Below are 26,345 nucleotides of genomic sequence, written 5' to 3' on the forward strand. Positions count from 1 at the left end.
GGTTCCGACTGATTATTAGCTTACATGAACAAAAAGTTAAAAAAGCACTTGCGGCTGGCCCGTTTTATTTTTTACAAAGAGACCTTAGTCGATTCCAAAGAACATTTATGGACCTTTATCGGATCATTTACCGGCATTGGCTTAATTGGGCTGCTGCACAGCGCTTATCTTACGCCGGCCGATAATATTTTTCTGATTGGTTCCTTTGGCGCTTCCTCCGTCCTCATTTACGGCATCATTAACAGTCCGCTGGCCCAGCCCCGGAATTTAATAGGCGGGCACCTGATTAGCGCCCTGATAGGCGTGACCGTTCACCAGTTAATTCCGCAGGAAGTCTGGTTAGCGGCCGCACTTTCGGTTTCGCTCTCGATTGTGCTGATGCAGATAACCAAAACCCTGCATCCGCCCGGTGGCGCCACCGCTCTGATTGCCAATATAGGCTCGGCAAAAATTACAAGTTTAGGCTATCTGTATGTATTAAATCCGGTATTATCCGGAGCCGTTATTTTGTTGTTGGTGGCCCTCGTATTTAATAATGTAACACCCCGCCGCAGCTATCCCATTAATAAAAAATGGTACCGCATCTGGAAAAGAAAATACCGGCACTAACCAGATGTCTACTTTAAATTATTTCAAGCCAGTATCATTTTCTTCCTGCGGGTTACCTGTAGGCGGATGAAGTTTTCTCTAACTGATATTTAATATTAATCAGCAGGCCTCTCTATAATTATCAGCAAGTAGTTTTAGGGATCAGCGTTGCCATTTCCACGCATTCAAATCAGCGCCAGCTATTTTTTAGAAATTTTTTTCAACTATCGTATTCATTGGCTTTTCTTCTGAAATCATTCTGCAGCGGCAAAACAATAATACAAACCATCCGTGGTAAAGTGCTAGTAACCAAGGTATAATGAGTAGATTATTGCTGCGGCCTACCTAAACATGATATTAATCATCAATAAAAGAGATTAATATCTTCTATAATTATTCTAATGCCCTTTACATTTGTTCTGTAACTAGTGGCCCAAAAAAGGGGTAAATAGCTACTTAACGCAATAAAATATGAGAAAGCAAATTTCAAAACATCACAATTTACGCTGGAAAAAACTCCTTAATCCAGCGTTGGGGCTAGCCCTGAGTTGTTTCTTTTTCGTGAGTTGCTCTTCGGGCAGTAACGAGAAAAACACCCAGAGCGAGCAGGAAAACGCCGCCACCGAAAGTCCGGCTGCCGCAGCAGCACCCGCTGCCGATGAAGGTACCGGTATTGGTCCTGTAAAAAACGTAAGTCTGGGCGCTGAAATTGACCAGGCTTTGGCTGACAAGGGAAAAGCGGTTTTCGAGAGCAAATGTACCGCCTGCCACAAGTTTGGCGAACGCTACGTAGGTCCGGATTTGGCCGGGGTAACCGAACGTCGCAAGCCCGAATGGATTATGAACATGGTTCTGAATCCGCAGGAAATGGTACAGCAGGACCCTACCGCCAAAGAATTGCTCGGGGAGTTCATGACCCAAATGCCCAACCAGAACTTAACCGAAGACGAAGCACGGTCCGTGCTGGAATATTTCCGGACTCAAACTAAGAAGTAAACCTAAACCAGTAATAAACATCATGAAAAAACTAACCACATCAGTCTTAACCGGTGCCGGTTGCCTGCTCCTGGGAACGCTTGCCCTGACCAATTGTCAGAAATCTGCACTCAGCAACGATTCGGCCATTGGTGCCGACGGCGATGCCGCTAAAAAAGTTTACGTAGCTCCGGGCAAGCACGACGAATATTACGCTTACCTTTCCGGCGGTTTTAACGGCCAGGTAGACGTATACGGGTTGCCCTCAGGCCGGTTGCTAAAAGTAATTCCGGTATTTTCGCAAAACCCCGAAAACGGCTACGGCTACAACGAAGAAACCAAGCCTATGCTGCAAACCTCGTTCGGCCAGATTCCGTGGGACGATTTGCACCACCCCAAATTATCGCGCACCGACGGTAAGCCCGATGGCCGCTGGTTATTTGTAAACGGCAACAATACCCCCCGGATTGCCCGCTTAGACTTGACCACCTTCGAAACGGCCGAAATAATTGAGATTCCGAATAGCGCTGGCCAGCACTGCTCGCCGTACCCGACAGATAATACCGAATACGTAGTGGCCGGTACCCGCTTTGCCGTACCCATTGCCGATAATGGTGGCATTGAGGATGTACCGCTTGATACGTATAAAGACAAATTCCGGGCTTCGCTTTCTTTTATAAAAGTAGATAAAAACACCGGCCACATGGATATTGACTTCCAGATTCTGGTGCCCGGTTTCGACTTCGACTTAGCTAATGGGGGTAAAGGCCCGTCTGCTGACTGGATGTTCTTTACTTCTTATAACACCGAGAAAGCCGGTACCCTGAAAGAAATGGGCGCATCGCAGAACGATAAAGACTATTTAGCCGCCATTAACTGGAAAAAAGCTGCCGAATATGCCCGGCAGGGCAAAGCCCGCGAAATACCGGCTAATTATTACCACAACATGATGGATGAAAAAACGCATACAGCGGTTTCTACCCAGAAGAAAACGGTACGGGTATTATTGCCCGAAGATTGCCCCGGCATGATGTACCTGATTCCGGTGCCAAAATCGCCACACGGCGTTGACGTAGACCCTACCGGCGAAAATATTGTGGTAAGTGGTAAACTGGCGGCTGTTATTCCGGTGCACTCTTATTCTAAAATGATAAAAGCCATCGAGAATAAATCTTATGATAATACCATTAGCGGCATCCCCGTGCTGAAATACGAAAGTGTGCTGGCCGGCGAAGTACAAAAACCAGGTTTAGGACCACTGCACACCGAGTTCGACAACAAAGGCAATGCGTATACCTCCATGTTCGTGTCTTCAGAAGTGGTAAAATGGAACGTTAAATCACGCGAAGTTTTAGATCGGATTCCGGTATATTATTCAATCGGTCACTTAATGATACCGGGCGGCGATACCCAGAACCCCGACGGTAAATATTTACTGGCCATGAATAAAATTACCAAAGACCGTTATCTGCCTACCGGTCCGGAACTGGCCCAAACTGCCCAGCTAATTGATATCAGCGGCGATAAAATGAAAATGCTGCTCGATTTCCCTACTTTTGGCGAACCGCACTACGCCCAGGCCATTAAAGCCGATATGGTAGCGAAAAATTCGAAAAAATTCTACCGCCTCGATGAAAATAAACACCCGCATGCCACTATTAAAGAGGCTGATGCCCGGGTGGAACGTAAAGGCAACCAGGTTCACGTGTACATGACCGCCATTCGCAGCCACTTAGCGCCGGATAATATTGAAGGTATCCACCTGGGTGATGAGGTTTACTTCCACGTAACCAACCTGGAGCAAGACTGGGACGTACCGCACGGCTTTGCCGTAATGGGTAACCAAAACGCCGAACTGCTGGTGATGCCTGGCCAAACCAGAACCCTGAAATGGGTACCTACCAAAACCGGGGTAACACCGTTCTACTGCACCGACTTCTGCTCGGCCTTACACCAGGAAATGCAGGGTTATGCCCGGGTTTCTCCAAAAGGTGCCAACACACCGGTTAAATTCTGGCTGGGCGAGAAAAAGAAACCCGCCATTTAATAGATAACATTTAAATTCTTGTACCCAGGTTGCTTACAAAGCAGCCTGGGTACTAATAAAAAAACAAGGCCATGAAAAAGACCTCCACCATTTTATTACTGTTAAGCAGTGCTTTTTTAGCGGCTATCTTTTTTGTGCCATTGTGGCATATTCGCCTGGAAGCGCCGCAATATCCCGGCGGACTCGACATGTACATCTGGATCCACCAGATTACCGGCACCGACGAATTTACCTTACAAAATATTAATATTCTGAATCACTACGTAGGCATGGAAGCCATTAAACCCGGCTCTTTTGTGGAATTAAATATTATGCCTTACGTGCTCATGGGTTTAATATTATTAAGTGTGGGCGTTTTATTCTGGCGTAACCGGAAAGCTTTGGTTGCTTATACTGCTTTATTAATAATTGCCGGTACTGTTGGCCTGGCAGATTTTTATTACTGGATTCAGGAATTCGGTAATAACCTCAGCCCGCTGGCGCCTATTAAAGTTCCGGGCATGACTTATTCGCCGCCGTTTTTAGGCATTAAAACTTTGCTAAACATTACGGCTTCTTCATTTCCGGATTTCGGCGGGTACTTTTTTGGCATAGCCGTGCTGTTATTGTTTTTAGCTATTTATTTTGCCTTTAAAAAAGAGACTAAAAGCGAAACTTTACCACTAACGTCATTCGGTAAGATTAGCGCCGTAACTACCAGCTTGCTATTATTTTCCTGTTCCGTAGAACCGCAGCCTATTGCCTACGGTAGCGATAGTTGTGATCATTGCCGCATGACCATTTCGGATAATCGGTACGGAGCCGAATTGGTTACCTCAAAAGGTAAAGCTTTTAAATTTGATTCGGCCGAATGCCTGGCGGCTTATGTGAACGAGCAAAAAAATACAGAAGCCGCCCTGTTGCTGGTAACCGATTATAACCGGCCCGGAGAATTTGTTAACGCGGCTGAAGCCATCTTTCTGCAGAGCGAGCAGCAACCCAGCCCCATGGGCCTGAACCTGACCGCCTTTGCTGACCAAAATACCGCTGCCGAAATAGCCCGCGAAAAATCCGGCCAACTGCTGCACTGGGCCGAGGTGCTGCAACTGGCTGCCGGCCAGGCCAAGCAAATGATGTAAAATATTTAAGAACTAAACAGATAGATTAATACCTAACCAGAAGACCTTTTCAATTTTGAAGGTAAAATAGGGTTAATTTGAATCTAACATATCTAATCTAATCGTGTTCCATCCAGGATTAACCGGAAGGGCAACATCCAACTAAAAAATGACAACATTTCCCCAACATAGCAGAAACTTTTTATTTACCGTGCTGGCCCTGGTGCTGCCGGTTCTGTTGGGGGCAGCAACTATTCTCGCCAAAACCCTTACGGTGAGTCCCACCGGAAAAATCCGGTCGGTAAAAGAGGCCGTGCGGTTGGCGCAGCCCTACGATACCATTTGGGTTAATGCCGGAATATACCACGAAAACGAAATTACTATAGATAAACCGCTGGCCATTATTGGCCGGCAACAGGCGGTACTGGATGCCAGGTTTAAAAAAGGCATTTTCTCGGTAATGGCGGAAAATGTATTAATTGCGGGCCTTACCCTCCAGAACGTAGAAGAAAGCTTTACCAAAAATTATGCAGCGGTGCGGGTGCGCGGCGGCGGCCACGTAACGGTACGGAATAATACCATTTTAAATTCTTATTACGGCGTATACCTGGAGCAAACCGATAGCTGCACCGTGAGCCACAATTTAATTCGTGGCAATGCCAAACAAGAATCTACTTCCGGCAATGCTATTCATTTATGGCGGACCGACCATATAAATATTGTATCGAATAAAGTATCGGGCCACCGCGACGGTATTTACCTGGAAACATCCAGCAACAGTACCATCACCGGTAATATCAGCCAGAACAACTTGCGTTATGGTTTGCATTTTATGTTTTCCGATAACAACAGCTACCAGCGCAATCAGTTTATGCGCAACGGATCGGGTATTGCCGTTATGTACTCCCGCAATATTATCATGACTGATAATTTATTTGAGGAAAACTGGGGTGCGGCCGCTTACGGCATTCTGCTGAAAGATATTACCGACGGCTACATAGAACGGAATATTTTCCGGCAAAACACCACCGGTATTTACGCCGAAGGTTCTTCGCGGCTTCTTCTCAAAAACAACGAGTTCCGGAACAATGGCTGGGCCGTGCGCCTGTTGGGCAGCAGCGAAGACTTAACCTTTGAGCAAAATAACTTTATCGGGAATACTTTCGAAATTAGTACCAGCACCAATTACAGCAGCCACAATACTTTCCGGGCCAATTACTGGAGCAGCTATACCGGCTACGACCTAGACAAGGACGGCACCGGCGATGTACCGCACAAACCGGTGAAACTATTTTCTTACCTGCTCGAAGATATACCAACTTCGGTGGTGTTGCTGCGCAGCTTGTTTATAGATTTGCTGGAGCTGATGGAAAAGGTGGCCCCGGTGCTTACCCCCGAAAACGTACTGGATAACGAGCCCAGTACCCGTTTAAACGTTTGGAAGTCATGATAGAAATAAGAAATATAGCCAAGGCATTTGGTAAGTTACAGGTGCTCAATGGTATTGATATAAGCCTGGAGAAAGGAAAAATATATGCTTTTCTGGGTCCTAATGGCTCCGGCAAAACTACGCTCATTAAAAGCATATTGGGTTTAACCCAACCCGATAAGGGAGAAATATTTATTCAAGACGAAAACATAAAAGATAACTGGCGCTACAAAAGCCGCATTGGTTACATGCCGCAGATTGCCCGGTTTCCTGAGAACCTGAATATGATGGAATTATTTCGCATGACCATGGATATCCGGAAGACGCCTGCCAACGAAGAAAAATATATTTCTTATTTTAACCTGGAAGACGCGCGCGATAAAAAGCTTAAAAACCTATCGGGTGGCACCAAACAAAAAGTAAATGCCGTTCTGGCCTTTATGTTTAACCCCGATATCCTCATTTTTGATGAACCATCGGTGGGTCTGGACCCGGTATCGCACCTGAAGCTGAAAGATTTGATACGCGAAGAACGTGATAAGGGCAAAACCATTTTGCTGACCACGCACATATTGAGCGAAGTAGAAGAACTGGCCGATGAAGTAATATTCCTGCTCGAAGGCAAGATATACTTTAAAGGCACAGTGCAAAACCTGGTGCAAACCCAGAATGAGCGCAACCTCGAACGAGCCATTGCCCAACTATTGCTGCAATCCGAAAAAAAAACTAAAAAGCTTAATCTAAAAGCGGCATGAACTCTTTAACCAAAATAATTAAATATTCTTTTTACGACACCTGGCGAAGCTGGTGGGCGCTGCTCTACGGCTTGTTTTTTCTCGTAATTTCGGTTACGCTGCTGTACTTCTCCGGCGATTTTAACAAAGCCCTGGTCAGTTTGCTGAATATTATACTATTGCTGGTGCCCCTAATCAGCACCGTGTTTGGGGTGATGTACGCTTATAACTCCCGCGAATTTACCGAACTGTTACTGGCTCAACCTCTTAAGCGCAATAATATTTTTCTGGGCCAGTATTTAGGCTTAACCTTGTCGCTGATGTTAAGCCTGGGTTTAGGTTTAGGCATTGCTTTTATATTATTTGCCGGCACCGCCGAAGAGAGCGTGCATTTGGGTATGCTCACGCTGTGCGGCGCTTTGCTTACCGCTATTTTTACCGGTCTGGCTTTTCTGGTATCGGTATTGTTCGAAGACCGGGTAAAAGGTTTTGGCATTGCTATCCTGATTTGGCTTTTTGCCGCGGTTATTTACGATGGCTTGCTGCTGGCCTTCCTGGTTATTTTCAACGATTACCCTTTAGAGAAAGCCACCATCGGCCTGACTTTATTCAACCCCATTGATTTGTCGCGTATTCTGATTTTACTGCGTTTGGAAACGGCTGCCTTGCTGGGCTACACCGGTGCCGTATTTAATAAATTTTTCGGTACAGCGTCAGGTATGGCGGTGTCGCTGGGGGCTTTGTTGCTATGGATAATAATTCCCCTGGTAATATTCCTGCGAAAAGTACAACATAAAGATTTTTAAAATAGTAATTAGAAATAATTAGGGCACGCTATAAATAAGCTAGATTAATAGCTGGTGTAGTTTATTATGGAAGGATAAGTTTATAATGTAAATAGAAATTAATCATTTAACCCCGATGAAAAAAGTAGTTCTATTATTAAGCAGCGTCTTCGTATTTGCCTGCGGCGACAATGCTAAAAATACAGCCGGCGAGGAAGTTGATGGTAATATTAACTCCGCCGAACACGTGGAAGAAAATACCCACGAGAACAGGTCGCCCCAGTTAAGCGAAGATCCCGGTCCTGATAACCGTTTTGAAGTGGATACGATTAGTTCGGCCGAAAGCGCCAAAGAACAAAGTCAAAAGTCTTCTGAGTAATTTATAATTAAAAAATAATCCTGCCGCTTACATAACCGGCAGGATTATTTTTTTATAGCTTAGAGGGGTCTTACATTTTTGTACAACAGCTCTGAAAACTTAATTATTGTAAAACCTATTCTCTAACCATAACTGCATTCCTCTATAGAATAGACTTTCCAGGCCATAATTTACATAAGCAACAACTATTTGGTGAAGGATAAAAATATTTCTTTTTAGCGGAGCTCTTTTAGGTTAATAGTAACTGCTCTTTGCTTTGGTTTAATTGCGCCTGCATTTGTTCCTGTTCCGCTTTTCCGGTAAATATTTGGGGTATTATTTCTTCGTAGTAGGAGATACCCTGGAGTAGATTCTGGCGGAATGCCTGCAAATATTTCTGTTGCTTGTCGGTTACCGGTGGTACTTGTTCTGCAACCAGGTTCCGGAAATAATCGAGGTACATTTTTAATTCGTTCAGGAATAGGTGTGGCCGGTGAGTTTGGTTGAGCAGGTTGGTGCGGCCGTAAATATGATCTACCATCTGGGCCAAAGAAAAAACACCGGAGAAATAAGCCAGGTTAGGGCCGGGGCAAATAGCCACGGGACGATTTTCGGGTTTCCGGCCAATTTGGAGCACCTGCAAAGCTGCGTTGGCCAAACCATCGCACAAGCATTCTTTGGCAAGTACTTTTTGAGCTTTTTCCTGGTACTCAGCTACGGGTAAGTCCAAAGCCTGCAACTGGTTAAGTTTTAATTTCTGGTATTTACGCGAAGCCGTGCAGATGGGCGTTTCGGTAAACTCGGTGTTAGATACCAGGTACTTTTTGGTGCAGGGGCTACCAGGCCGGTCACGGCCGATGCGGTATTCTTTTACTTCTTCGCTGCTGGTGTTCCGCAAGGCGTTAAACGGCACGCCCAAAGGCGAAATAGGACTCAGGTATAAATCCTCGGCGCGGGCTTGCACCAGTTTTTCCAGGGTATCGGCATCTATGGTGGTGGCTTCGGGCACGAGCAGGAAAGGCGTTCCCCAACCGGTGGCTTCTACCCCGTAATATTCGATTAAGAAGTTTTGTTCGGCGGCAGTGCCGATGCCCCCCTGTACGGTTACCCGCTGATCCGGCACCACTGATGCAACCGGTAATCCTTTTTGGGTAAGGGCCGACTGGTACATTCCGAATAATTCTTTTTGCAGGCTTTGCCGGTTTTGTTTAAACTCTTCCAAAATGGGGCCTAATAAATATCCATCGGTGGCAAAGGCGTGGCCGCCGCAATTTAAACCCGATTCGATCCGGAACTCCGAAACCCAGATTCCTTTTTTAGCCAATATCTTGCCCTGCACCAGCGCCGAGCGGTAATCACTCACTTTTATAATTACTTTTTTGCGGAAGTTACCAGCCGCATCTGGCTGAAAATCGGCAAACTGGTCGAGGTAAGCGTAAAGCCGCATATTCATACCCGCCGAAAACACCACCGATGCCGCAACCGAACTGTTGGCAAAACCCCGTAGCGCTGCCAGCGCGTCGGAATATTCCGGAGGCAACGGCTCACCGTTTTTCCGGTAGTTGGTTTTATCTAATTTGGTCATAATATTTACATCAATGGCGCCGGGCTGCACCATGGCACGTAAAGCGTCCTCCGCCTGCTTTATCTCTTCCGGATTCGAAAGTTGCAGCATTTGTAAATATTGCGCTTTAACGGGTGAGGTGTCGGGCAGTAATGTAAAATATTTGGTCAGGTCCGATTCCGGGGTAAAAGGTTGGCGCCTCAAATTTTCGGTTTGGGCCAAAACCAATTTGTCTAATAAATTCAGGTAGGCCGTAACACGCCGGGCCCGGAAATCTTCCTGATCGGTACCAATGGGGGTAAAGGGTTCTTCGTTAAGCCGGCTGTAATATTCCCGCATTTGTTCCAGCAAGGTATCATCGCTTAGCGACAACACCGAGGAAATGCCGTAACGGGCCACTTTCAACGGCGTATCAATAGAAAAAGCAAGTCCCATAACCGGGATGTGGAAGGTGTGTAGGCGGGTTGGTTGCATCTTAGAGAAATTTAAATTAGTTTGGTAAAGACAAGAATCAGAATTAGCCTATTATATAAATTATTATATAAATAGATGCGTCGTCGCCTTGCCGGTTCCGAAAGGTAGCGTGGTTAATATGGTTCTGGCATGACCAGGATTAGTAGCCCGGTTGATATCCATCATTGTTTTTTAAATTAGGCGTTTCTATACCGGGCGGGTTTAGCATTATCTGATGCGGGTTACATTATTTTATGATCAAAGTCCTTTTACAGATGGCCGGCTTCGGGTAATTTGCCTTCGTTTCTGATGCCGGAATAAAGGGTCAGGGCGGTTTATATTATTTAAAAACGTGAAAAATACCTGGCTTAAAACAGCACTTCTTAATTTTGTCGTAGTTGCCTTGCTGGGTTTATTTCTGCGTTGGTTTATGGTTTCGCCGCCAGTTGGTTTTAACTATAAATACCTGCTCCACGCGCATTCGCACATAGCTATTCTGGGTTGGCTGTTTTCGGCCTTCTTTGTGGCTTTGCTGGGCGCTTACCTACCGGAAAAAAATCGGAATAATAAAATTTACCGGTGGCAGTTCTGGCTGGGACAATTAACGGTGGTGGGTATGTTGTGTAGTTTTCCGGTGCAGGGCTACGGGCTTTATTCGATTGTATTTTCTACCCTGCATATTTTTATCAGTTATTGGTTTATTTACCAATTTTTAAAGGATAGCCGTAAGGAAAGCCTTATTAAAAGCCAGCATTTAATTTCCTTTAAATTTATTAAAGCTTCGCTATATTTTCTGGCGCTATCCACGCTGGGTCCCTGGGCAATGGGGCCGATAATGGCTACCGGCGGCAGCGGCAGCCATTTGTATTACAATGCCATTTATTTTTATCTGCATTTTCAGTACAATGGCTGGCTTAGTTTTGCCGCGCTTGGTTTGCTGTTCTGGTTACTGGAGAAAAAACAAGTGCCTTTTAGTCGGGCCGACGCTAGCTGGTTTTTTAATTTATTCTTCTGGGCCTGCCTGCCCGGTTATTTATTGTCGGTGCTATGGATTAAACCGCCGGCCATTATTTACTACCTGGCCGGATTAGCCGCCGTGATGCAAGTTATTGGCTTGCTCTTATTTTTACGTTTGCTTTACCGGCACCGCCTGGCTATTAGTCGGCTTTTTACCGGTTGGAGCAGTATCTTCTTTTCTTTGGCGATTATCTGTTTTACTTTAAAGATAATAATGCAACTAGCTACGGCCATTCCTTTTATGGCCGATTTGGCTTACTCCGTACGCAATTTTATAATCGGCTATTTGCACCTGGTATTAATTGGCTTTGTCACCTTCTTTTTGTTCGCCTACTTTATTCAGCAGGGGCAATTTAGCATTTACCGTAAGGTTAGCCGCTGGGGCTTAGGTATATTTATCGCCGGTTTTTTTCTGAGCGAAACCTTATTATTTATGCAAGGTCTGTTTTTCTGGGCGGGTTGGGGTATGCTGCCGGAATATTTTCGTCTGCTGTTCTGGGTAAGTACTTTGTTGCCAATCGGACTGATTCTTTTTCTGGCCGGACAGCAGGGAAATAAAACAATTACGGAAAGTAAAATCAAAATCCATAAAAATGCGTTTAATCCGGTTTCCAGACATTGATATGGAAGTCAATCTAACTAACGAAACAAGATTAAATGGTCTGCTGAATATTTTATTGTTTGATAAACAATATTTCGCAAGCTCTTGTCTTAAGTTTTGCTATACACTTATCAGGCTTTATCTTTAATTAATAAAAAAATGCTTTCTTCCACCCCGGTTACTTCGTGAGGAATGGTGGGAGGAATATCAAAAGTATTCAGCGCTGCAACCTGGGTGGTAGTACCTTCCATTTCGAAGGCAATAAGTCCTTTTAAAACAATAAGCAGGGCAGGGGTGGCGCTGAAATGTTTTTTTAATATTTGCCCCTTTTTAAGGCCTATTACTATTGTGTGTTGCTTATCTGTATTTTTCAGTTGCAAAGTGGCGGGTTTGTCGTCTTTAAATTCGAGTTGTTCCGGAATATTCATTTTCATACAGGTATTTTTTAAATTAGATTATCTTTATTAGAATAGTTTTTTTTCGGTAATAAAAATTAAATAAGAGATATATCAGCAGAAACATCTCTATCCTGAGCTTTGTGACTCCGGATGCATTGCCAGGTAGGCGGCAGTGTAAGGGTGCTCCCGGGCAACACCGGCCTGCATAATGTGCATCACCGCCCACCCACTTGCCTTCAAATTATCCGAAATAATAGCCCGGTGGCACCGCCACCATACTGCTTCCGAACACATATAGGCCGTCCGCTGCTGCGCTGCTATTGTGGTAAGTTGCGCCATACCTTCTGCAAATGCTTCTGTTTCCGTATAATCGGCATAGCCCCGGAAAGCTTCGTTCCGCCATACCGTGTTAGCTGAGTCGGGGCGGGGTTTACGGCGGCCGCCCAACGCCTCTTCGGCCAGGTAATTAATGCCGGCTGCGGGCAAGTACTCTTCCAGTGTCGATTTATTAAAATGCGGATATTTCTTAGAGCCCGGATACCGGCGGACATCCACCAGCAGCTCAATCCGAAAGGATCCCAAGGTAGCTAAAAACTCCTCCGGGCTGCGGGTAGAGTGTCCAATGGTCCAGATGGTGGGGCTGTTTTTCTCCATGTTTAGATTATGGTTCGTAAAATAATCGGGCGATGGCTAACTTTTTCAGTTGAGTTTACCGGCATCCACCGGGCAACATTGAAATACAGAGCCTTTTTATTTACTTATGGCCAAGGTTAACAAAAAAACTGATTCTTCACGGGCGAGTACGCTGTGCGGAATACCGGCATGTAGCGCCAGCATTTGCCCTGCGCCCAATTCAAATGACTGCTCCGCTGTCGAAAAACTTATCTGTCCCTCCAGCACCTGTACACTTATAACACCCGGGGCGGTATGGGTTTTCATTTCGGCGCCGGCATGGAGGGCAACCAGTACCAGGCGCATACCATCGGATTTAAATATGGTAATGGCATTCCGGTCGCTGGTCTGCCAGGCTTTTTCCTGTTTTATTTGTTCCCGGAAAGCGGATAAGTTCATCTCTATTACCGAGGCATCCAGGGGGCGGTCGCCGGCCGGGCGTTGCGGGGTTGCATCATTGGCTTTTATCTCTTTTATAGCTTTGGCGGGAGCGACAGTAGCATCATGCAATGCTTTGACCATATCCGAAGCCATTTCGTCGCTGTAAATACCATAGCCGTTTACTAAAGTGCCTTTTAAACCGTGTTTGTCCGAGGAAATGGCATATACCACCGCTTCGTCGCCGGGGTCCGAAAGACCTTCGAACCGGTAGTGCGCATCTACAACAAATTCGTTTGGATAAACCTGCAAGGAGTTGCCGTGGCATACCAAACAATTATCCTGTAGGTTGAAGTCTACGTTATAGCCATCTTTTTTAAGCTTTTCTAAAACTTCCGAAAGGGTGGTCATCGTGTTCATAGAAATAATTTTAGATTATATAAAATTGCTTTTTAGTCTTAAAAAAACGGTGAAAATAATTGTAATAGCCGACAGATAAAGCTGGTCCTGAATTTCCTGGGCTTTGCTTGCTACTGGCACCAACCGGTTGCTTATTTGTTTGGTACAGCGGTTAATATTATTTTAAAAATTCTTAATAAAAGAGGTTCCTTCCTGCAAAGCGGAAGCTAATTGCCGGATGGTGGTTTCCTGAAATACCTGGCGCAGCGTTTCGCGGGCAGCTTTAAATTTGTCGTGCATGGGGCAGGGGTGAAGTTCAGAGCATCTTTTTAGACCCAGGCCACACTCGCGGAACACCGCCATGCCGTCGATGGCATTTACAATATTGATAACCGGCTGCTCCAGTTGAAAATCTTCGATGTAAAAACCACCATATGGCCCTTTGAGCGACGTGATAATGCGGTGCTTGTTTAATACCTGCAGAATTTTGGCTGTGAAGGCTTCCGGGGCATCTACTTCCCGGGCTATTTCTTTTACATTCAGCTTTTGGTTTTTATCAGCTTGCGAAGCCACAAAAATAGCCGCCCGTATTCCGTATTTACATGCTTTCGATATCATCTTGTCTGTTTATGGCCCGTTTTGTGCTAAATTATTAAGGTAAATAAGGTAAAATCTGCCGGTGGCCGGTTATATTGATGCCCTGTTTTTGAATATTTCAATAGTAGCCGAAGTCTTTCAGTCGCCCCGTTCTAATTTTCAAGGAGTGGTTAATGGTCGCCCGCAGTTACTTTATCCAAAACTCATCCGGAAAAGTATCTTTTGCCTGGGTTTCATGCGATTGGGCTAAGATTGCACCAATAGAAATTAATTCCTGCTCATCCAGTACCGCTTCCAGGTGCGGAAACAGTTCTCTTTCTTCAAAACGGATATGGGCATCTAACTGGTCGGCTAATTGGTTTAACAAATCCGGAGTCGGGCCCGAAGTGCTGCTTTCTACCTGCCGAATGAGGTTGCTAAGCTCCCGGTGTTGTTTCACTGCTTTCCCGCAGTAATCGTCGTTCACCTTTTCGAACAGAAGTTCCTCTTCCTCCCGAAAGTGCTGCCGGAGATGATTATCCCAGAAATAAGCCACATACGGCTGAATCCGACTGGTATCAACCTGCTTGCGAAGGCCATGCCGTATTTTCCAGCAAAACAAAAGGCCGGTATGATGTTCTTGAGATAAGCTAACGATATGCTTACTGCGTTTGATCGGTTTTCTTTCCATGTTTATTTTTCGTTGAACTCGATGTTTGCATCGGCCGCTAATACTACAAAGGCCCTGAAGTCCGATAAAATTTCCAGGGTATGCGGCTCGCGGGCTGGTATCGGGAAAGTAGCGCCGGGCTGCAATATTTGTTCTTTAGTAGTTAGACTTAGCCGGGCCTCACCACTTACTACCATTATAAAGGCATCCGACGTTGCATAATGCCGGGGCATAATTTTGCCGGCGGGCAGCGTAATTTGCAATATTTTATAACTGGCATTTTTATGAATTTCTTCCATTTGTATTTTTTAAGCCTTTTACCTTTTTCTTTTAACCGGCTAAAGACTATGCTCCTGACACAGTATTTTATTACGGTACTTCTTTCAGGGAAAGAATATAGCTAACCATTATTTTAGCTTCTTCATTACTCACCTTGGGGTGAGCACTCATAACTGCCCGGCCCCAGGAACCACTGCCACCGCTCATTACCCGCTGGGCCAGCATTTCTATATAAACGCGCTGGACCGGGTACCTTTTGGCTATATCTTTAAAAGCCGGTCCTACCGATTTTTTATCTTCTTTGTGGCACGTATAACAATCTGAATAAGCAATCAGTACTTCGCCTTTTTGGGCCACCGCAACCGGTATTGTATCATTTTCGCCTGGAATAGCCCGGATATAATCAATTTTTTTTCGTTCATTTTTAATTTCCGGTTTATTGCAGGCAACGGCCCAAATACTGTTTAACAATAAACAAAGCCCAAAGTACAGGTGATACTTTCTTTTTCTTTGGTCATCTACAGGCATCTTCTAAATCAGGGTATATTTAGTATTTACTTGGCTGTCGTGGATGCGGCGTTCAAAAGTATTGGCCATGATTAAAGCTCTTCTTTTGGCTTCTTCGGCCATCGGCCCGGTAAAGTGCTTATCCACCGTTTTGATAAAGAGGCTTAACCACCTTGCAAAATGTTCGGCTTCTACGGGCATGGTAGCGTGTTTGGCAAAAGGGTTGCCCGTATATCCTTTTACCCCAAACAAAGCGGCATTCCAGAACGTGTACATCTTTTCCAAGTGCGGAACCCAATATGTAGAAAGCCGGAAGTTAAAGATGGGAGCCAATAAGTCATCCTCGGCTACTTTTGAGTAGAAATCATCTACCATCAGCTTAATATCCTCTATTCCGGCTATATCAGGTTTGCTGCCCATAACTAAAATTTAAACCTTCTTTGTTTTTTGCTCCTGTTTTATTCGATGAATAATTTCATTTTAAGCACGCTGCCAATTTATGAATGCGGCATTACACTTATAAAGGAAGTGCTTTAACTAGTTCGCACCGGTATTAAGTAAGTGGACCAATGGCTTCATTCAATCAACTAAGAAAAGCGTTGCTTAAGGTGCTATATGGTAAAAGTAAGTAATAAATTCTAAAAAAGGCAATATTATCCGAAATAGCTTTGCTCTGGATAGCATAATATATGCTTTAATTCGATAAGGTATGACCGAAAGCTTAACCTTAAATAATTAAGCAGCCGGACGATATATTTTATTAATTAAAGGAAATATTACCTCGGTGTAGGTGTGCTATTTTGAATGAAAAATTCGTCTTGAGCCATTAACCTTAAAAAGATCTAGATTCCTATTAAAGTAAAAGGCTCCGGTCCAGTTGCTTCTGAACCGGAGCTTTTTAAAATTACTCCCACAAATAAGGTTAACTTAACTGCAGCCCAAACTAGTGCCGCAATTTAAACATTTATAACAGGTACCCGACCGAATGGTTAGATGACCGCAGGAAGGACAGGCCGGCGCATCGCCCATTAAAGCGGCCAGCACCTGCTGGGTTTGTTCAAAAAGTAGCGCTTGCGGTTTTTCGCCGTTAACCGCTATTGGTTTAGCCTGCAGGTTGCTATCGGTGGTGTCAGGCATTGGTTTGCGGTGGCTCGGAGTTTGCGGCGGCTGATCGCTAGTTTTGTCCGGTACCACGTGCACCAAATCCAGGCGGTTCAGATATTCGAAGCCCAGTAACCGGAAAATAAAATCAGTGATAGAAGTGGCATTTTTAATATTAGGATGCTCTACCGGGCCCGCCGGTTCAAAACGGGTAAAAGTAAACCGGCTTACAAACTCATCCAGCGGTACCCCATATTGCAGCCCCAGCGATACCGAAATAGCAAAACAATTGAGCAGCGACCGGAAAGAAGCACCTTCTTTGTACATATCAATAAATATTTCACCTAAGGTACCATCCTGGTACTCACCCGTCCGGATGTAGATGGTATGGCCGTCTATCTTGGCTTTCTGGGTAAAGCCGTTCCTTTTATCGGGCAGCCGTTTGCGTTTGACAATATCTGATAAGGCACGTTTAAAGCGGGTATCTTTCGATTCGGTAATAAGTGCGCGGGCGGCTTCCAGCACCTGTTCTTCGGTTAACATTCGCGGTGAGTCGGGTGCGGCCGGCTCGGAAGAAATTTCTGCTAGGGCAGCGGTTTTGTCCGGTTTAACGGCTTTCTTGCTACTTAGCGGTTGCGATAATTTGCTGCCGTCGCGGTAAACCGAACAGGCTTTTAGCCCCAGTTGCCAGGCTTGTAAGTTGCAATTGGCTACATCGTCGGCCGTGCTTTCGGCGGGCAGGTTAATGGTTTTGGAAATGGCCCCGGAAATAAAGGGCTGAACGGCAGCCATCATGCGCAAGTGCCCGCTGGGTTTAATAAAACGGGTGCCGCGGTTGCCGCATTTATTTGCACAATCAAAAACCGGGTAGTGTTCTGGTTTTAAGTGGGGGGCTCCTTCTATGGTCAGAGTACCGCATATATAAATATTGGCCTCTTCTATTTGTCCTTCCGAAAGTTTCCAATACCGGAGCAAATCGAAACCGGGTTGTTCGTAATCCTGGTGTTTAATGCCCAGCCGCTGCAGGCAAGCCTCGCCCAATACATGCTGGTTAAAGGCAAACCGGATATCAAAAGCGGTAGCCAGATTTTGTTCGAGTTTGGCGATTTCGGTTAAGTTAAGGCCTTGTTGCTGCAAAAAAGTATCATTTACTCCGGGGGCCTGACGCAACGAACCGGTACCCCGGACATAGGCTACAATATCTGTAATTTCGGTTTCGGAGTACCCGAACTGGCGGAGGGCTACCGGAACGGCGTGGTTAATAATTTTGAAATAGCCGCCGCCGGCTAATTTTTTAAATTTTACCAGGGCAAAATCCGGTTCTACCCCGGTGGTGTCGCAATCCATCAGCAGCCCGATGGTGCCGGTAGGAGCAATAACCGTAGTTTGGGCATTGCGGTAGCCGTATTGTTCACCGGCGGCCAGGGCTTCATCCCAAACCTGCTGCGCGGCTTGCAGCAAATAAGCCGGCGCCAGGCTGCTGTCTATCCGGGCGGGCGAAATAGTCAGGCTCTGAAAAGCGACATCATCGGAATAGGTAGCAGCCCGGTGGTTGCGAATTACCCGGAGCATCGCTTCCTGGTTTTCCGGGAATTTGTCAAACGGGCCCAGGTAGGTGGCCATCTCAGCGGATGTTCTATATGCTGTACCGGTCATGATGGCGGTTATAGCGGCGGCCATTGTACGGGCTTCAGAACTGTCGTAAGGCAAGCCCTTTACCATTAACAAAGCGCCCAGATTCGCGTAACCAAGTCCAATGGTGCGGTAGTCAAACGATCGCTGGGCAACTTCCGGCGACGGGAATTGGGCCATTAAAACCGATATTTCCAAAATAATGGTCCAGATGCGGCAGGCATGTTCAAAAGCCGGTACGTCAAACTCCTGTTTCTGCTCGTTGTAAAATTTTCGCAGGTTTAAGGAGGCCAGGTTACAGGCCGTATCGTCCAGGAACATATATTCAGAGCAGGGATTGGAGGCCCGGATAGGTCCGCCGGCCGGGCAAGTATGCCATTCATTGATAGTGGAATCGAACTGCACCCCGGGATCGGCGCAAGACCAGGCTGCCTGGTTTAGTTCCTGCCACAATTGCTGGGCGGGTATCTTTTTAACGATGCGGCCATCGGTGCGGGCTTTTAAATCCCAATCTTCCTGGTTTTGCAGGGCGGTAAAAAAGGCATTCGGAATCCGGACGGAATTATTAACGTTTTGCCCCGAAACGGTGCGGTAGGCTTCTCCTTCGTAATCGGCCGGGTAACCGGCCGCCAGCAAAGCCGCCACTTTCTGCTCTTCTGCCACCTTCCAGTTAATAAAATCCGCTATTTCGGGATGGTCGATATCCAGCGAAACCATTTTGGCGGCCCGGCGCGTGGTGCCGCCCGATTTAATAGCGCCCGCTGCCCGGTCGGCTACTTTCAGGAAAGACAACAAACCCGATGAATAACCGCCGCCGGATAGTTTTTCGTTAGCGCCCCGGATGGCCGAAAAATTAGAACCCACACCCGAACCGTACTTAAAAATACGGGCTTCGCGCACCAATAAATCCATAATGCCCCCTTTGTTTACCAGGTCGTCTTTTACCGATAATATAAAGCAGGCGTGGGGTTGCGGATGCTCATACGCCGATTCCGATGGCGTTAATGTACCCGAATCCGGATCTACGTAAAAATGGCCCTGCGACTCGCCTGAAATATCATAACTGTGATGGAGGCCGGTGTTAAACCATTGCGGCGAATTGGGTGCAGCATACTGCCCCAATAGCATGTAAACTGTTTCGTCGTAGAAAATATCGGCATCAGCCGGGGAGGCGAAGTAGCCGTGCCGCAAACCCCAATACCGCCAGCAGGCCGCCATCCGGTGCACCACCTGCTTAACAGAAGTTTCGGCCCCGAGGGAGCCGTCTGGTTGCGGTACGCCTGTTTTTCGGAAATATTTCTGAGCCAGAATATCGGTAGCAATCTGCGACCAGGCTTCAGGCACTTCTATATGGTGCATCTCAAACACGATTTCGCCGGATGGGTTACGAATAACGGAGGCTCTTTTAACGAACCGGAAGGCTGCGTAAGCAGGCAGGTGATCCTGGGTAAAATGCCGGTTAATTTTTAAGCCCGCAACGGCAGCGGAAGTTTGGTTTTTCATAAATTTTTATTTAGGTGTGACATTAATCTGGCGCTACCTGGTTTGAGCGCCGAGGAAGCCGCCGGAAGGTTTTACTTAGTAGATATATCCCAATAGCATTTTTACCGGGACTATTTAAGCGGATAAGTAAGGTAATAGTATCCGCCAGCAAAGTATATAATATTTATAAAGATAAAAATACCTTTTTGTCGGCTTTAATTAAAAATTAAATCTTAGCTCTGATAAATATCACAAAAACAGATGATTGTTGTCATAAACCAGATTTCAGGACCTTTTTACCTTTGAAAAATCAGGGAAATCCGGATTAAACTTATTCATCCTAAAGAAAGTGAAACAGCCAACCGCATATCGATTCAACTGGGTTGCTGCCTGTTTTCCCGGCATCACAGATAAGCTTTTACTATTCTATTCATCATAAATTAATATTGTTATGAAATACACCAGGTTATGGCTGGGATTCATCGCCGTAATAGTCGGTTCCTTTGCTGTTTTAGGGTATTATGGTTCGGAAATCTACCGGAAGGCGCCACCTATTCCGGATAAGGTTGTTACAGATTCGGGTCAGGTATTATTTACCGGGCAGGATATTAAAGACGGACAAAATGTCTGGCAATCGATGGGAGGGCAGGAGGTAGGTTCGGTTTGGGGCCACGGCGCCTACCAGGCACCCGACTGGACCGCTGAATGGCTGCACAAAGAGGCGATATTTATGCTGGATGCCTGGGCCAAAGCCGAAAAAGGCAAAAACTTTGCTTCTCTGGATGTCGAAAGCAAAGCTGGTTTGGAAGCTCGCCTCCAAGCGCAAATCCGTCAGAATACTTACGACCAGCAAGCCGGCACTCTTACCGTATCAGATGGGCGGGCGGCGGCCATTGCCGACGTAAGCCGTTATTATACGGGCTTATTTACGAACGATGCGGCCATGGCCGAATACCGTGAAGCTTACGCTATTCCGGATAACAGCATTAAAGACCCGGAACGGATGCGCCAGATGAATGCCTTTTTCTTTTGGGCATCCTGGGCCTGCGTAACCGAACGCCCCGGCGAAAAAATATCGTACACAAATAACTGGCCGCACGAAAAATTAGTCGGTAATGAACCCAGCAGCGACCTTATTATCTGGACCGGCTTTAGCGTAATTGTATTAATTGCCGGGGTGGGTTTATTGGCCTATTATTATGCCTCTAATAAAGAAGAAGAGCTGGATATTAGCAAGCTGCCGCAGAAAGACCCATTACTGGGACTGGAGCCAACACCCTCAATGCGCGCAACGCTTAAATATTTCTGGACGGTTACTGCCTTAATATTGGTACAAGTAATGATGGGGGTAGTTACGGCACACTACGGCGTAGAAGGGCAGGCGCTGTACGGTTTGCCGTTGGCCGAGATTTTACCTTACTCCATCTCCCGGACCTGGCACGTGCAACTGGCTATTTTCTGGATTGCGACTTCCTGGCTGGCCACCGGTTTATTTATTGCCCCGGCTGTTTCGGGCCACGAACCTAAATTTCAACGGGCCGGCGTTAACTTTTTGTTTATTGCCTTGCTTATTATTGTGGTAGGTTCTTTGGCCGGACAGTGGTTTGGCGTCATGCAGAAACTGGGCCTGGTCGAAAATTTCTGGTTTGGGCACCAGGGCTACGAATACGTTGATTTAGGGCGTTTCTGGCAAATATTCCTGCTGGTAGGCTTGTTTTTGTGGCTGTTCCTGATGACCCGGGCCATTTGGCCGGCGTTTAAAAAAGATGCCGAAGGCCGCCATTTACTGGGAATGTTCCTGATTTCGTCGGTAGCCATTGCGGTATTCTACGGCGCCGGTTTAATGTGGGGCCGCCAAACCAACCTGGCTATTGCCGAGTACTGGCGCTGGTGGGTAGTGCATCTGTGGGTAGAAGGCTTCTTCGAAGTATTTGCAACCGTGGTAATTGCCTTTTTATTCGTGCGTATGGGCTTACTGCGCACCAAAATTGCCACGCCCACGGTTTTATTTTCCACCATTATATTCCTCTTCGGCGGCATAATCGGTACATTTCACCACCTGTATTTCAGCGGTACGCCTACATCGGTACTGGCCCTGGGCGCCACCTTTAGCGCCCTGGAAGTAGTACCCCTGGTATTAATTGGTTTCGAAGCTTACCATAATTTAGAACTAAGCCGTTCTACCTCCTGGATTAAAGCCTATAAATGGCCCATCTACTGCTTTATTGCGGTGGCATTCTGGAACTTGGTGGGAGCAGGTATTTTTGGCTTCGTTATCAATCCGCCCATTGCCTTGTATTATATGCAAGGATTAAATACTACTCCGGTTCACGGCCACACTGCTTTGTTTGGCGTGTACGGTGTATTAGGTATTGGTTTAATGTTATTCGCCCTGAAAGGCATGGCTGCCCGCAATGTTTGGAAAGATGGCGTTATCAGCTTTGCCTTCTGGAGTATCAATATTGGTTTGGGCCTGATGGTTATAATCAGTGTGCTGCCGATTGGCTTGCTGCAAACCTGGGCGAGTGTAGAACACGGCTTGTGGTACGCCCGCTCCATGGAATTCATGCAAACCGATACCATGGAAATATTGCGCTGGCTAAGGGTAATTGGCGACACCATTTTTGCCCTGGGTGTGGTAGCATTGGCCTGGTTCGTAGTCGGATTAAAGACCGGCTGGTCTTTGCACCCTCATACTGATATTTCACCGGAAAATTACCCGACCGTTAAACCGGCTGGTGAAGCCTCTCTGGTTAATAAAAAAAGAAAAAGCCTGAGCAACCAGAAAATCAAAGAGGCCTGATTTATTTAATCCGGTCTTTTTACGAAGGCTCACTTTAAATAAAATATTGCCTTATTCAACTCAAAACAATATATTAATAAAAAAAGAGTTAAATATCTTTTATTATTTCAAAATAAGTTTTACCTTTATATACCTAGTAAAACAAGTAATCTTCTAACCGTAATAATTCATGGAAACCATTGATTTTTTAGACGTAACCGTAATAGAACCCCGCTTAAAGCACCCCACTATTTTTAACCGTTTCGACAACCTGACTGGCGGCGAAAGTTTGGTAATTCACAACGACCACGACCCAAAACCGCTGTATTACCAACTGCTGGGCGAGCGGGGCAATATTTTTAAATGGGAATATTTATCCCAGGGTCCGGAAATTTGGGAAGTACGCATTACTAAGCTTACCCCGGAGGAAGGCGAAACCATAGGCGAACTGGTAACCAAAGATTACCGGAAAGCCGAAATATTTAAAAAGTATGGGCTGGATTTCTGCTGCGGCGGTAAAAAATCGGTGGCGCGGGCTTGCGCAGAAAAAGGTATAAACCCGGTTCTGGTAGAACAGGAATTAAACGCCCTCACCGAAACACCGGTAGCCCGCACCCAGAATTTTAATGCCTGGGATTTAAGCTTTTTGGCCGATTATATTGAAAATACCCACCATACCTATGTGCGCGAAAGCTTGCCTGCCTTATCGGAATATACTACTAAAATTGCCCGGGTACACGGCGAGCGCCATCCGGAACTAATAGAGATAGCCCGGCACTTTGTCGCCATTGCAGCTGAGTTGAACGCCCACATGCCCAAAGAAGAACGGGTTTTATTTCCGTACATCCGGCGGTTAAACGAGGCCGATAAATCTGGCGCTACTTTGGTAAAGCCCGGCTTTGGCAGTATCCAAAACCCGATAAACATGATGGAAATGGAACACGAAGCAGCCGGCAGCTCACTGGAAGCCATCCGGGAATTGAGTAACAATTATACCGTACCCGCTGATGGCTGCACCACGTACCGCCTGGCTTTTGCCAAACTGCAGGAATTTGAAAGCGACCTGCACCAGCACATTCACCTGGAAAACAATATTTTGTTCCCGAAAGCTATTGAGCTGGAGCAGAAAGTTTTCTCCTGAATATAATCGGGTTTTAAAACTTATTCTTTTTCTGGAAACCAAAACAAAATAATAATGGAAACAATAGTTAAACCCCTGAAAAGACATCCTGAATTAGTCGCCCTGTCAAGGGAACATCATTTTGAGTTGCTTTTTTCCTGGAAAATAAAACAGGGGCTGGCCCGTAAGGTCGACAGCCGGATCATTCAGGATTATATTAACTATTTCTGGGACCATCATTTAGAAAGCCACCTGGAAAAAGAAGATAAAATTGTAGTGCAAATTTTATCGGAGGCAGATCCGATGCGGTTCCGGGTGCAACAAGACCACGACCTCATCCGAAGTGTTATTAACTACCTTTCCAGCTACCGGGAGAACATTGATTATGTGCTGAACACCTTACAAATTTTAGTTAAAGAGCACGTAAGGTTCGAAGAGCGGGTATTTTTCCCGTACCTGGAAAAGGTAGCTACTCCCGGCCAACTCATATTAGTGGGTCTGGAAATAGAAAAACACGCCGAAAAGCCAACCGACGATTTTGAACCGGCTTTCTGGTTTTCCCAGCCCGAAAATAATTAATTAGAAGACACCTGACCCATGAGCCAGTTAACGCCTCCCTTAAAAATTAATGCCGAAACCCGCATTTCAACCTTAATACGGGCAAATCCGGCTACCATTGAGGCCATAGCGTCCATTAACAAGCACTTTGAAAAGCTGCGCAACCCGCTGCTGCGCAAAGTGCTGGCCTCACGGGTAACCATTGCCGATGCCGCCCGCATTGGCGGCACCAGCGTGGAAGTATTTTTTGAAAAATTAAAAGCGCTCGGTTTTGTTTCTGAAAGGGCCGGCGCCGTAACCCCTAACCCGGTTACAGCGCCGCTACCCGATTTGCCGCCCGTAGGCTTAACCTTAGATGTACGGGAAGGTTTGCAGCAGGGGCTTGACCCATTTAAAGAAATAATGGCTGCTGCCGAAAACCTGCCGGCCGGCAAAAGCCTGTTAATTATTAATACTTTTGAACCCATTCCGCTGTACGCCATCCTGCGGAAAAAAGGATTTACCCATTACACCTGCCAGTCTGCCGATAACCTGGTGCATACGTATTTTTACCAGGCTGGTCCGGCGGTGGCGCCGGATAAGCCGCTCCCGAATGCAGAAAAACCTTTTAAAAACCTGTACCGGCAATACCAGCACAACCTGGTAGAACTGGATGTCCGGAACCTGGAAATGCCGCTGCCCATGATGACTATTCTGGAAGCAGTGCACAAACTTTTAGCGGGGCAGGCTTTGCTGGTGTACCATTGCCGGGTACCCCAGTATTTATTGCCCCAATTAGCCGAGAACGGGTTTGGCTGGGCTGTAGCCAACCCGTCTCCCGGCGAGGTGCGCCTGCTGATTTATAAATTACCTGGCCATGAACTTACTAACCGCTAAACCAACGCCTAAAGTAGTAGTGTTGCCGCATTTTGCTTTTGCAGCGCTTTCCTTTCTGTTTCTGGCTGTTCTGTTATTTTTCTCCAAGGAAGCTTTGGTTGCCCATTATTTTCACCCCAAGCTACTTACCCTTACCCACGTAGCCGTATTGGGTTGGGCTACCATGGTCATTTTCGGGTCTTTGTACCAGTTATTGCCGGTTATTTTGCAGGTGCCGTTGTACAGCGCCAGGCTGGCCTTATTTACCTTCGGCTTTCTGGCTGCCGGCACTTTATTGCTGTCGTACGCCTTCTGGACTTTTTCGGTAGGGCTGCCACTACACCTGGCCGCTTGTTTTTTGGTAATTGCCTTCCTGCTTTTTAACCTTAACCTGTTTCAAACCACCCGCCAAACCAAAACCTGGTCCGTAGAAGCAGATTTTATTTTAACCTCGGGCCTTTGGTTGCTGATAACGGGTATTATCGGGTTGCTGATGGCCTTTAATTTTTCTTATCCGTTTCTGAAAGAATCGCACCTGCATTATTTAAAGTTACACGCCCACGTAGGCATGGCCGGCTGGTTTCTGTTGCTGATAATTGGTGTTGGTTCCAAATTGTTGCCCATGTTTTTGCTTACGCACAAACTGCCGGTTAATTTACTTTCGTGGAGTTATTACCTGATTAACCTGGGTTTACTGCTGTTCAGCGTCGATCATTTATTTCTGCACACGCCATACCAGGTGGTATACGGCCTGGCCATAGGCACTGGTATGTTCCTGTTCATCATATTTGTGGTAGTGGCTTACCGCCGCCGGTTGCGCAAAAAAGTAGACGCGGGCATGCAACTATCGTTAATAGCAGTGGTGCTGATGGCATTGCCGGTGGTGTTGGTGGTGGCCGTAAGTGAGCCGGTAATAATGCCCGAGAAAACCCGTTTGCAATGGTACCTGGTTTATGGCATTTCTATTTTCCTGGGTTTTATTTCGGCTTTAATATTAGGACAAACTTATAAAACACTGCCTTTTATTGTGTGGATGCACCGCTACCAGCACCTGGTGGGCAAACAGCCGGTGCCCCAACCCAAAGATTTATATTCGGAACGCTGGGTGCAGTGGCAGAATATTAGTTATCTGTTGGGTTTTATTTCCTTACTGGCCGGCGTAGCGTGGGCACAACCCATCCTGCTGCATACCGGCAGCGGTCTGTTTTTGCTGACCGCTATTATCTATAATATTAATGTATTTAAACTATTGGGCAAGGGCCTGTAACATTAAGAAAAGAATTTCACC

Annotated in this window: 24 protein-coding genes; 14 read left to right on the forward strand and 10 right to left on the reverse strand. The window is 46.2% G+C overall.

Annotated elements, in window-relative coordinates:
- The first annotated feature begins 24 nt into the window (after positions 1-24).
- From AAE02nite_RS13530 to AAE02nite_RS13565, 8 genes are all read left to right on the forward strand, one after another.
- Positions 25-609, forward strand: coding sequence for an HPP family protein (locus AAE02nite_RS13530; protein ID WP_146898282.1), 585 nt, complete (start codon positions 25-27; stop codon positions 607-609).
- 450 nt (positions 610-1,059) lie between these two features.
- Positions 1,060-1,584: a c-type cytochrome gene (locus tag AAE02nite_RS13535; RefSeq protein ID WP_146898283.1), complete on the forward strand. Its 525-nt coding sequence runs from the start codon at positions 1,060-1,062 to the stop codon at positions 1,582-1,584.
- Between the two features lie 22 nt (positions 1,585-1,606).
- Positions 1,607-3,610, forward strand: coding sequence for a Sec-dependent nitrous-oxide reductase (gene nosZ, locus AAE02nite_RS13540; protein ID WP_146898284.1), 2,004 nt, complete (start codon positions 1,607-1,609; stop codon positions 3,608-3,610).
- 71 nt (positions 3,611-3,681) lie between these two features.
- Positions 3,682-4,728, forward strand: coding sequence for a nitrous oxide reductase accessory protein NosL (locus tag AAE02nite_RS26700; RefSeq protein WP_246151022.1), 1,047 nt, complete (start codon positions 3,682-3,684; stop codon positions 4,726-4,728).
- A gap of 148 nt (positions 4,729-4,876) precedes the next feature.
- A complete protein-coding gene (gene nosD, locus AAE02nite_RS13550; RefSeq protein WP_146898285.1) occupies positions 4,877-6,157 on the forward strand; it encodes a nitrous oxide reductase family maturation protein NosD in 1,281 nt (426 codons plus the stop codon).
- Positions 6,154-6,891, forward strand: a complete 738-nt coding sequence (locus AAE02nite_RS13555) for an ABC transporter ATP-binding protein (protein WP_146898286.1) — start codon at positions 6,154-6,156, stop codon at positions 6,889-6,891. Before nosD ends, AAE02nite_RS13555 begins: the two co-directional genes overlap by 4 nt.
- Positions 6,888-7,676 (forward strand): ABC transporter permease, encoded by a 789-nt coding sequence (locus tag AAE02nite_RS13560; RefSeq protein ID WP_146898287.1) that lies wholly within the window; start codon positions 6,888-6,890, stop codon positions 7,674-7,676. The genes AAE02nite_RS13555 and AAE02nite_RS13560 overlap by 4 nt, the downstream gene beginning before the upstream one ends.
- Before the next feature lie 115 nt (positions 7,677-7,791).
- Complete coding sequence (locus AAE02nite_RS13565) at positions 7,792-8,034, forward strand: hypothetical protein (RefSeq protein WP_146898288.1); 243 nt, start codon at positions 7,792-7,794, stop codon at positions 8,032-8,034.
- Between the two features lie 229 nt (positions 8,035-8,263).
- Here AAE02nite_RS13565 and AAE02nite_RS13570 read toward each other — a convergent pair whose 3' ends face one another.
- Positions 8,264-10,051 carry a nitronate monooxygenase family protein gene (locus AAE02nite_RS13570; RefSeq protein WP_146898289.1) on the reverse strand — a complete coding sequence of 596 codons (1,788 nt, stop codon included), beginning with the start codon at positions 10,049-10,051 and terminating at the stop codon, positions 8,264-8,266.
- Between the two features lie 331 nt (positions 10,052-10,382).
- Here AAE02nite_RS13570 and AAE02nite_RS13575 point away from each other — a divergent pair, with 331 nt between their 5' ends.
- Entirely contained in the window at positions 10,383-11,669 is a 1,287-nt protein-coding gene (locus tag AAE02nite_RS13575; RefSeq protein ID WP_146898290.1) for a hypothetical protein, read from the forward strand.
- Positions 11,670-11,779: 110 nt separating this feature from the next.
- Here AAE02nite_RS13575 and AAE02nite_RS13580 read toward each other — a convergent pair whose 3' ends face one another.
- The 9 genes from AAE02nite_RS13580 to AAE02nite_RS13620 form a co-directional block, all read right to left on the reverse strand.
- Entirely contained in the window at positions 11,780-12,082 is a 303-nt protein-coding gene (locus tag AAE02nite_RS13580; RefSeq protein ID WP_146898291.1) for a cupin domain-containing protein, read from the reverse strand.
- Between the two features lie 90 nt (positions 12,083-12,172).
- Positions 12,173-12,700 carry a DUF488 domain-containing protein gene (locus tag AAE02nite_RS13585; protein WP_146898292.1) on the reverse strand — a complete coding sequence of 176 codons (528 nt, stop codon included), beginning with the start codon at positions 12,698-12,700 and terminating at the stop codon, positions 12,173-12,175.
- A gap of 96 nt (positions 12,701-12,796) precedes the next feature.
- The gene (locus AAE02nite_RS13590; protein WP_146898293.1) at positions 12,797-13,516 is read right to left on the reverse strand and encodes a cupin domain-containing protein; all 720 of its coding nucleotides are present in this window, start codon (positions 13,514-13,516) and stop codon (positions 12,797-12,799) included.
- Between the two features lie 162 nt (positions 13,517-13,678).
- Entirely contained in the window at positions 13,679-14,113 is a 435-nt protein-coding gene (locus AAE02nite_RS13595; protein ID WP_146898294.1) for an RrF2 family transcriptional regulator, read from the reverse strand.
- Positions 14,114-14,279: 166 nt separating this feature from the next.
- Entirely contained in the window at positions 14,280-14,762 is a 483-nt protein-coding gene (locus AAE02nite_RS13600; RefSeq protein WP_146898295.1) for a hemerythrin domain-containing protein, read from the reverse strand.
- 2 nt (positions 14,763-14,764) lie between these two features.
- Entirely contained in the window at positions 14,765-15,040 is a 276-nt protein-coding gene (locus AAE02nite_RS13605) for a cupin domain-containing protein (protein WP_246151024.1), read from the reverse strand.
- A 70-nt stretch (positions 15,041-15,110) separates the two neighbouring features.
- The gene (locus AAE02nite_RS13610; RefSeq protein ID WP_146898297.1) at positions 15,111-15,548 is read right to left on the reverse strand and encodes a c-type cytochrome; all 438 of its coding nucleotides are present in this window, start codon (positions 15,546-15,548) and stop codon (positions 15,111-15,113) included.
- 3 nt (positions 15,549-15,551) lie between these two features.
- Positions 15,552-15,947: a group III truncated hemoglobin gene (locus AAE02nite_RS13615; protein ID WP_146898298.1), complete on the reverse strand. Its 396-nt coding sequence runs from the start codon at positions 15,945-15,947 to the stop codon at positions 15,552-15,554.
- A 507-nt stretch (positions 15,948-16,454) separates the two neighbouring features.
- Complete coding sequence (locus AAE02nite_RS13620) at positions 16,455-19,763, reverse strand: vitamin B12-dependent ribonucleotide reductase (RefSeq protein WP_146898299.1); 3,309 nt, start codon at positions 19,761-19,763, stop codon at positions 16,455-16,457.
- A 430-nt stretch (positions 19,764-20,193) separates the two neighbouring features.
- On the opposite strand from AAE02nite_RS13620, the gene AAE02nite_RS13625 reads away from it, so the two are divergent.
- From AAE02nite_RS13625 to AAE02nite_RS13645, 5 genes are all read left to right on the forward strand, one after another.
- The gene (locus AAE02nite_RS13625; protein WP_146898300.1) at positions 20,194-22,545 is read left to right on the forward strand and encodes a nitric-oxide reductase large subunit; all 2,352 of its coding nucleotides are present in this window, start codon (positions 20,194-20,196) and stop codon (positions 22,543-22,545) included.
- 169 nt (positions 22,546-22,714) lie between these two features.
- A complete protein-coding gene (ric, locus tag AAE02nite_RS13630; protein ID WP_146898301.1) occupies positions 22,715-23,665 on the forward strand; it encodes an iron-sulfur cluster repair di-iron protein in 951 nt (316 codons plus the stop codon).
- A 54-nt stretch (positions 23,666-23,719) separates the two neighbouring features.
- Positions 23,720-24,223, forward strand: coding sequence for a hemerythrin domain-containing protein (locus AAE02nite_RS13635; RefSeq protein ID WP_146898302.1), 504 nt, complete (start codon positions 23,720-23,722; stop codon positions 24,221-24,223).
- Positions 24,224-24,241: 18 nt separating this feature from the next.
- Positions 24,242-25,078 carry a DUF2249 domain-containing protein gene (locus AAE02nite_RS13640; RefSeq protein WP_146898303.1) on the forward strand — a complete coding sequence of 279 codons (837 nt, stop codon included), beginning with the start codon at positions 24,242-24,244 and terminating at the stop codon, positions 25,076-25,078.
- Positions 25,059-26,324 (forward strand): cytochrome C oxidase subunit I, encoded by a 1,266-nt coding sequence (locus AAE02nite_RS13645; protein WP_146898304.1) that lies wholly within the window; start codon positions 25,059-25,061, stop codon positions 26,322-26,324. The genes AAE02nite_RS13640 and AAE02nite_RS13645 overlap by 20 nt, the downstream gene beginning before the upstream one ends.
- The last annotated feature ends 21 nt before the right edge of the window (positions 26,325-26,345 follow it).

This window comes from Adhaeribacter aerolatus (assembly GCF_007991635.1).
In the GTDB taxonomy this organism is placed as follows: Bacteria; Bacteroidota; Bacteroidia; order Cytophagales; family Hymenobacteraceae; genus Adhaeribacter; species Adhaeribacter aerolatus.